This is a genomic window from Kribbella sp. NPDC005582, assembly GCF_040605415.1.
Lineage (GTDB): Bacteria > Actinomycetota > Actinomycetes > Propionibacteriales > Kribbellaceae > Kribbella.
Window position 1 is genome coordinate 1 of record NZ_JBEXCU010000013.1, and the last position, 7,023, is coordinate 7,023.

A 7,023-nucleotide genomic window follows, 5' to 3' on the forward strand; every position below is an offset into this window, starting at 1 on the left:
TGAGCAGAACAGTAGCGCACTTTTCGCGTCCGCCAAAACCGAGTTTTCACGCCTGAAAACGGCCTCATTCGTCACACAAGCACCACCCGTTCTGTCCACTCAACACGCCGATCGATGGCCCCGATTTCGTCACTCATCCGACCGGGATCACCTCCACAGGAACCCCGTTGCTCAGCACCAGGACGCGTGCGCCCAACGCCGCCCGCAAACGAAAAGAAACCGGCCGCCCGACCGCCACCAGCGGCATGCCCGATCCCGGCCGATAGGGCACTTCCACGATCTCGGCCAGCACCGCACTCCGCGACTCGTGCACCGCACGGACCCGAACCTCGGCGTACGACGGCAGAGGCCCACTGACCGTCATCCGCACGAATCGGCCCCGATCCGTCAGTCTGGCCGCCGACATCCCAGGTATCCCGCCCAGCCACCGCCTGCTGAGCCCCGCCGGTCACCACAGCCTTGCCTCCGTCCAGGCGTCCAGCACCTGGAGACGTCCGGCCCCACGTTGGTGGTCGGGGACCTCGAGCTCCAGATGCCATGCAGGCAACGGCCGATGCCCGCGATCCGTCCGAAACTCCGGATAGACCCGCCGCACTGCCACCACCCGAGCCGGCTCCGCCTGGCCCGCGGCATGCTCCGGCTGCAGCCGCTCCAACATCCCGGCCGGCAGCTCAACCTCGGAAACCACCGGCCGCCCACGCAGCACCTGCTCGCGATGCTCAACCCGCGGCAACCCGCCGGGCCCGACCGCACAGTCCATCAACACGATCGGGCGAGCCCCAGCTCCTACCGGAAACCCGTCCCACAACCGCAATACTTCCTGAACCTTCACCTCGTCACCCCCCAAGCCTCACCTCAAGAACGAGGGCCCCACCCGCAACGTCCCCGCCACGCTCGCCACAGCTCCGCACGCCATGAAACGGTGTCGAAATGACTGCGACCGACCAGCCTCGGCCCCTTGCCATCCGCAAGCAAGACACCCTCCACCGCCTCACCCATGACGTCGACGCCTGGGTCTCCACCGCCGGCCTGGACGGAACGCCGTACCTGATACCCCTGTCCTTCCTTTGGACCGGCGAACACCTCTACCTGTCCACCGCCACCACCAACCCCACCGCCCGCAACCTCCACGAAAACCCGCGCTTGCAACTGACGATCGGCACCGTCCGCGACGTCGTACACGTCATCGGAACCACCGACGACACCCAGCCAACCCCCGCCCAAGCTCAAGCTTTCGCCACCAAAGCCGGCTTCGACCCCCGCCCCCTGCCCAACTACCCCTTCATCCGCGTCACCCCCACCCAGATCCAAGCCTGGCGAGAAGCCAACGAACTAAAGGACAGAACCCTGATGACCAACGGAACCTGGCAAATCTGAGACCTCCCGGGCATGTCAAGGCGCTCGCACCGGCTCCGACTGGCCAGTGTCATCAGCTCATGTCATGAAGGAGCGCGTCATGTCAGGTAACAGGATCGTCGTATCGGTGCAGCTGTCACTGGACGGCCGGACCGCCGGCCCGAGCGGCGAACTCGACTGGTTCGTGGTCAAGGACGAACTGCACGAGCATTTCGTCACGGAGCACAGCAAGGCAGGCGTGTTCCTCTACGGCCGTCGCACCTACGAGGGCATGGCCGGCTACTGGCCGACCGCGGACCAAGACCCGGCCAACGACCAATGGCTCGTCAAGTACTCAAAACTCTGGAAGTCGACGCCCAAAGCCGTCTTGTCGAAGACCCTCCAGTCCGCCGACTGGAACACCACCGTCCTACCCGACCTAGGCGCCCTCACCCACCTGCAACAGCAAGCCACCGGCGACCTCTACCTGATCGGCAGCGGCGAAACAATCACCAACCTCGCCCGCCACGACCTGATCGACGAGTACCAGATCTACGTCCACCCCGTAGCCCTGGGAGCCGGCCCCGCCCTCCTGCAAGAAGTACGCAACCGCCAGCCCCTCGCCCTGGTCGAGACCCAAACCTTCGACCAAACAGTCACCAAACTCATCTACCACCGTCACCTCTAGCACCGCGCAAGCCGGGACCGGGGAGCGTGCCGCCACCGAAGCCGCCAAAGCGAAGCGAGGCGTACGGGGGGTGCGGGTGGCGAAGCCCCCGCCCGCGCCAAGCGAAGCGCAGGCGCACAACACGACGAAGGCGACCCGGTCCCCGCTTCCGGGGACACGAGTCGCCTATCGACTTCGTGGGCGATACTGGGTTCGAACCAGTGACCTCTTCGGTGTGAACGAAGCGCGCTACCACTGCGCCAATCGCCCAGGCGTGGTGCGTGTTGCTTGTGTTGCCTGGTGGGGTGTTGCGGGTGAAACCTTAGCGCATGATTCGGCGACGTTCTAATCGGGGCGGGCTACTCTTGGGCCAGGACGGAGACCCCGTCGCGTTGGAGACGTGATTGTGACTTTCTCGCACGACACCGAGCAGGCGCTCGGCACGCTGGTCCGGCTGGTCAACACGCTGCCCGGGCCGAACAGCCAGGTCGACACGATGGGGACCTTGGAGGAGCTGGAGAAGTTCGTCCAGGAGCGGGAGTTCAGTGCGGTCGGGGTGCTGACGGACAAGGACCTGGCCGATGTCCGGGATCTGCGGCCGTTGTTCGCACCCGTGTTCACGACGGAGTCGGATGCCGAGGCGGCGGCGATGATCAACGCGATCATCGCCCGCGGTACGACGACGCCGCGGCTGACGAACCACGACGGGCACCCGTGGCACATCCACTACTCGCGGGACGGTTCGTCGTTGGCGTGCCGGATCACGGTCGAGTGCGGGATCGCGCTGGCGCAGGTGATCTCGGCGGGGGAGCGGGAGCGGTTGAGGCGTTGTGAGGCGCCCGATTGTGACGACGCCTTGATCGACCTGTCGCGGAACCGCTCCAAGCGCTACTGCGATGCGCGGACCTGTGGGAACCGGCTGCACGTCGCCGCGTACCGCGAGCGCCGCAAGGCGTCGGGGGAGTAGGCCGGCATCCTTGCTCGTCTCGTTCGCGGAGCGCGGTCGAGATCAGTTGACCTGACCGGCGGGCCGCATCACGAGGTGGTTGATGTCCACGCCTTCGGGTTGATCGACGGCGTACAGGATCGCCTCGGCGACCTGCTCGGCGGTCAGTGCCGGCGCCGCTGCGGGTGATCCACCGCGGTCGTCCCAGAACGGGGTGTCGACAACCCCTGGGGCGACAAGAGTGACGCCGACGCGGTCCTTGGCCACCAGGAGCCGGACGTTCTCGGCCAGGGCGTGCGCGGCCCACTTGGTGACGGAGTACAGGTTGCCTGGCGTGTTCCTGGTGCCCGCGACCGAACCGACGATCACGACCCGGCCCTTGGACTTCCTCAGGTGTGGCAGTGCCTCGCGTACCAGCAGAGCCGGGCCGAGGATGTTGGTGAGAACCATGGCGCGCATGGCTGCCGGGTCGTGGTCCTCCAGCGTGCCGGGCAAGGAGAACCCGGCGTTCGCGATCACCGTGTCCAATCGGCGCCACAAGCCCACGACTTGACGCACGGCAGCGGCGACATGGCTCTCGTCGCCGGCGTCACCGGTGATGGTCAGCAGCCGCTCGCCCGCCCTGGCGGAGGTGGCGAACGCGGCGAGGCGACCGGCATCGCGGCCGGTGATCGCCACCCGGTGGCCTTGCTCGAGCAGGACGCGGGCAGTGGCCGCACCGATCCCGCTCGAACCGCCGCTGATCAGTGTGACGGGTTCCATGGCAAGGCCTCCTTGGTGACGGCGAGGTCGAGGAGCGTCATCTTGTCGTGGTCCGGGCTGCCGGGAGGCGCCGTGTAGACAATCAGGCGCTGGCCTTGGGCGCGGTTCAGGGACAGGCCTTCGTGCGAGAGCGTCATCAAGCCGACCTCCGGGTGCCGGAGTGTCTTCTCGCCCTCGCCGATCGTGCGCACCTCGTACCGCTCCCAGAGCCGGTTGAAGTCGGGGCTCTTGACGATCAGCTCGCCGACAAGTGCGGCGAGATCCGGGGCATCCGGATCGGTGCCGGCCAGCGCCCGCAACTGGGCGACGCACCCCTTGGCCTTCCGTTCCCAGTCCACCCACAGCTCGCGGGCAGCCGGATGCAGAAAGACGTACCGGACGGTGTTCCGCTGCTGCTCCGGCCAGTCGGTAAGACCGGGGAACAACCGCAGCCCGCCGGGATTGGCTGCCAGCAGGTCGTTGGTGCGGCTCACGACGTACGCCGGGTTGGGCCGGAGCGTCTCCAGAAGCTGCCTGACGGTCGGACGTACCCGCCGCGACGGCAGGGGCCGGGGTTCGGGCGCACGCCGCGCCGCCCGCGCCGCCAGCTCGCGCAAGAAGCCGCGCTCCTCCTGGCTGAGGCGAAGCGCGTCGGCCAGCGCCTCGACCACGGAGGGGCTCGGATGGGTCTCCTTGCCGCGTTCCAGACGGACGTAGTAGTCGATGCTCACACCGGCCAGCGCCGCCAGCTCCTCCCGGCGCAGACCCGGCGTACGGCGGGTGCGGGTTCCGGCGGGTAGCCCGACGTCTGCCGGACGTAGGTCGCCACGGCGAGCCAGCAGGAACCTCCCGAACTCGGTCATGTCGCCATTTTGTCAGCGTGTGGGCACGAGTACGGCCGGCAACCAGGCCCTGTCACACCCCCTACGACGCACCCCGGGAGATCACGGTCTGCCTAGCCCTCGCGAACCTCACCAGCCTGGACGGATGACCACTCCTGCACCAGCCCGCGTGTCACAGGGTGCCGGGCGACGCACGGCCGCACCGAAGCTCGTCCTGGCGATCACGCTCATGGGGATCTTTCTGCTCAACTTCAACGCCATGGCGACGAACGTCGCGCTTCCCGGAATCGGGCGGGCCTTCGGCGGCAGCATGGCGGGATTGCAATGGATCGTGGACGCTTACACCCTGATGTTCGCCGCGCTCCTGCTTTCCGCGGGTGCACTCTCCGACCGGGTCGGGGCGAGCCGCGCCTTCGGCGCCGGCGTCGCGGTCTTCACGGTCGCCTCGGCGGCCTGCGGACTGGCACCGGGGCTGGGCGAGCTGATCGCGGCCCGCCTGTTCCAGGGGAGCGCGGCGGCGATCATGCTGCCCTCCTCACTCGCCCTCGTCCGGCAAGCCTTCCCCGACGCGGCCGAACGGGCACGGGCGATCGCGTTGTGGACCGCCGGCGGAGCCGTCGCGGTTGCCGCCGGGCCGGTGGTCGGCGGTGTGCTGGCCAGCATCCTGAGCTGGCGGGCGATCTTCGTCGTCAACCTGCCCGTCGGCATTGCCACCCTTGCGGTGCTGACCCGCGCGGAGCGCTCACCGCGCCGAGCCAGGCCGCTCGATCCGTACGGCCAACTCACGGCGATCGTCGCGCTCGCGGCGCTCACCTTCGCCGTCATCGACGGAGGAGAGAACGGCTTCGGCGAGCCGTTGGTGCTGGGCTGCCTAGGGCTCGCCGTGGTGGCCATGGCCGTGTTCATCGTGATCGAGGCACGGACCGCCGCGCCGATCGTTCCGCTCGACCTCTTCCGTTCGCGCACGGTGACGGTTTCGGCCGCGATCGGCTTCGTGGTCAATGCCACGTTCTACGGGTCGGTGTTCGTGCTGAGTCTGTTCTTCCAGGACGTTCTGAAGCTGTCCGTGATGGCGACGGGGCTGATGTTCCTCCCGATGATGGCCGTGATCGCCGGGGCCAACCTGGTCTCGGCCAGGGCTGCGGCACGCTGTGGACCGCGGATGCCGATCGCTGGAGGGCAAGCGATCTTCGCGCTGGCAATGTTCGGCCTGCTCTGGATGGACAACGGGACCAGCAGACCAGTGATCGCGGCGATGCTGATCCCGGCCGGCCTCGGCCTGGGGCTGGTCGTGCCGTCGCTGACCGCCGTCCTGCTCAACGACATCGCCGCCGACCGCGCCGGACTGGCCGCCGGGATCCTGAACTCCTTCCGGCAGACGGGCGGCGCGCTCGCGGTGGCCGTCTTCGGAGCCTTGGTCGCGGACCGAGGGGAGTTCATGGTTGGTCGGCGGATCGCCTTGTGCATCGCGGTTGTGATGCTGGTAGCGACCATGGTCGCGGCCCTGATGCTGCGCGGGCCCAATCGGCCCTGCAGTACTAGGGGTTGAGGTCCTCGAGCGAGCGATCCGCGAAGATCTTCGCGGCCTGGGCGGTGATGGAGCCGGGGGCCGGCAGTTCGCGGTCGTCGACCCGGTGGATGCCCTGGACGTCGCGGGTGGTCGATGTGAGGAAGATCTCGTCGGCCTCGAAGAGCTGTTCAAGGGGTACGTCGCGTTCCGTGGCGCCGAACCACTCGATGACGAGTGCTCGGGTCACGCCGGCTAGCGCGCCCGACTCGAGCGTCGGGGTGACGAGCTCGCCGTCGTACACGCAGAAGATGTTGGAGCCGGTGCCTTCGCAGAGAGCGCCGACGGTGTTCGCAAAGATCGCTTCGCTGCCGCCGCGCTCCTTGGCGTAGGCGAGGGCGCGGACATTTTCGGCGTACGACGTGGTCTTCAGGCCGGCGACTGCGCTGCGTTCGTTGCGGGTCCAGGGGACGGTGACGATCGCCGAGGTCGGGGCGGGCGGCTCGATGGCTTGGGTGGCGATCACGATCGTGGGGCCGGTGGTGCCGCGGTCCGAGGAGAGCGGGGAGACGCCGCCGGTGAAGGTGATGCGCAGCCGGCCGAACGCGATGCCGGGGTCCGCGGCGGTCACTTCGGCGATACCGCTCTCGATCCGTGCGACGTCGGGCGCGGGGAGGCCGAGGCCGGTCGCGGAACGGACGAGCCGCTCCAGATGCCGCCGTACGGCGAAGGGTTGTCCGTTGACGATCTTGATCGTCTCGAAGACTCCGTCGCCGGTCGTCAGTCCGTGGTCGAGGGCCGGAACTGTCGCCAGTTCACCGCCGAGCTCGCCGTTCACCCAGATCCGCATGTGCCGCTCCTTCCACGGAACACCTTAGTGCTAAGGCGATTCGGGACCTGCTGGTGACCGGCAGGTGACGGTACGTCGTCCAGTGGGGGACCCCGATTTTTGAACTCGGGGCGGGATGGGCTAATGTTCTTCTCG

9 protein-coding genes and 1 tRNA gene are annotated in these 7,023 nt (G+C 67.9%); 4 read left to right on the forward strand and 6 right to left on the reverse strand.

Annotation, left to right across the window (positions count from 1 at the left end):
• Positions 1–133: 133 nt before the first annotated feature.
• A complete protein-coding gene (locus ABZS29_RS38595; RefSeq protein WP_355470028.1) occupies positions 134–406 on the reverse strand; it encodes a hypothetical protein in 273 nt (90 codons plus the stop codon).
• Between the two features lie 42 nt (positions 407–448).
• Positions 449–832 carry a hypothetical protein gene (locus ABZS29_RS38600; RefSeq protein ID WP_355470029.1) on the reverse strand — a complete coding sequence of 128 codons (384 nt, stop codon included), beginning with the start codon at positions 830–832 and terminating at the stop codon, positions 449–451.
• Between the two features lie 98 nt (positions 833–930).
• Here ABZS29_RS38600 and ABZS29_RS38605 point away from each other — a divergent pair, with 98 nt between their 5' ends.
• Positions 931–1,377: a pyridoxamine 5'-phosphate oxidase family protein gene (locus ABZS29_RS38605; protein ID WP_355470030.1), complete on the forward strand. Its 447-nt coding sequence runs from the start codon at positions 931–933 to the stop codon at positions 1,375–1,377.
• 79 nt (positions 1,378–1,456) lie between these two features.
• A complete protein-coding gene (locus ABZS29_RS38610; protein ID WP_355470031.1) occupies positions 1,457–2,023 on the forward strand; it encodes a dihydrofolate reductase family protein in 567 nt (188 codons plus the stop codon).
• A 177-nt stretch (positions 2,024–2,200) separates the two neighbouring features.
• Here the strand turns inward: ABZS29_RS38610 and ABZS29_RS38615 are convergent.
• Positions 2,201–2,272, reverse strand: a tRNA-Val gene (locus ABZS29_RS38615).
• A gap of 130 nt (positions 2,273–2,402) precedes the next feature.
• Here ABZS29_RS38615 and ABZS29_RS38620 point away from each other — a divergent pair.
• The gene (locus ABZS29_RS38620) at positions 2,403–2,969 is read left to right on the forward strand and encodes a CGNR zinc finger domain-containing protein (RefSeq protein WP_355470032.1); all 567 of its coding nucleotides are present in this window, start codon (positions 2,403–2,405) and stop codon (positions 2,967–2,969) included.
• A 42-nt stretch (positions 2,970–3,011) separates the two neighbouring features.
• Here ABZS29_RS38620 and ABZS29_RS38625 read toward each other — a convergent pair whose 3' ends face one another.
• Together ABZS29_RS38625 and ABZS29_RS38630 are read right to left on the reverse strand one after the other, a co-directional pair.
• Positions 3,012–3,710: an SDR family NAD(P)-dependent oxidoreductase gene (locus ABZS29_RS38625; RefSeq protein WP_355470033.1), complete on the reverse strand. Its 699-nt coding sequence runs from the start codon at positions 3,708–3,710 to the stop codon at positions 3,012–3,014.
• Complete coding sequence (locus ABZS29_RS38630; RefSeq protein WP_355470034.1) at positions 3,692–4,552, reverse strand: helix-turn-helix transcriptional regulator; 861 nt, start codon at positions 4,550–4,552, stop codon at positions 3,692–3,694. Before ABZS29_RS38630 ends, ABZS29_RS38625 begins: the two co-directional genes overlap by 19 nt.
• Before the next feature lie 124 nt (positions 4,553–4,676).
• Between ABZS29_RS38630 and ABZS29_RS38635 the strand changes: the two genes are divergently transcribed.
• Positions 4,677–6,080, forward strand: coding sequence for an MFS transporter (locus ABZS29_RS38635; protein WP_355470035.1), 1,404 nt, complete (start codon positions 4,677–4,679; stop codon positions 6,078–6,080).
• On the opposite strand, the gene ABZS29_RS38640 is transcribed toward ABZS29_RS38635, so the two are convergent.
• Positions 6,070–6,888, reverse strand: a complete 819-nt coding sequence (locus tag ABZS29_RS38640) for an aminotransferase class IV (RefSeq protein ID WP_355470036.1) — start codon at positions 6,886–6,888, stop codon at positions 6,070–6,072. The two genes, ABZS29_RS38635 and ABZS29_RS38640, sit on opposite strands and share 11 nt — an antisense overlap.
• Between the last annotated feature and the right edge of the window lie 135 nt (positions 6,889–7,023).

Excerpts from the sequence above, each read along its gene's own strand:
- ABZS29_RS38595 (WP_355470028.1), bottom strand. The coding sequence starts at position 406 with ATGTCGGCGGCCAGACTGACGGATCGGGGCCGATTCGTGCGGATGACG.
- ABZS29_RS38605 (WP_355470030.1), top strand. The coding sequence starts at position 931 with ATGACTGCGACCGACCAGCCTCGGCCCCTTGCCATCCGCAAGCAAGAC.
- ABZS29_RS38610 (WP_355470031.1), top strand. The coding sequence starts at position 1,457 with ATGTCAGGTAACAGGATCGTCGTATCGGTGCAGCTGTCACTGGACGGC.
- ABZS29_RS38625 (WP_355470033.1), bottom strand. The coding sequence starts at position 3,710 with ATGGAACCCGTCACACTGATCAGCGGCGGTTCGAGCGGGATCGGTGCG.
- ABZS29_RS38630 (WP_355470034.1), bottom strand. The coding sequence starts at position 4,552 with ATGACCGAGTTCGGGAGGTTCCTGCTGGCTCGCCGTGGCGACCTACGT.
- ABZS29_RS38635 (WP_355470035.1), top strand. The coding sequence starts at position 4,677 with ATGACCACTCCTGCACCAGCCCGCGTGTCACAGGGTGCCGGGCGACGC.
- ABZS29_RS38640 (WP_355470036.1), bottom strand. The coding sequence starts at position 6,888 with ATGCGGATCTGGGTGAACGGCGAGCTCGGCGGTGAACTGGCGACAGTT.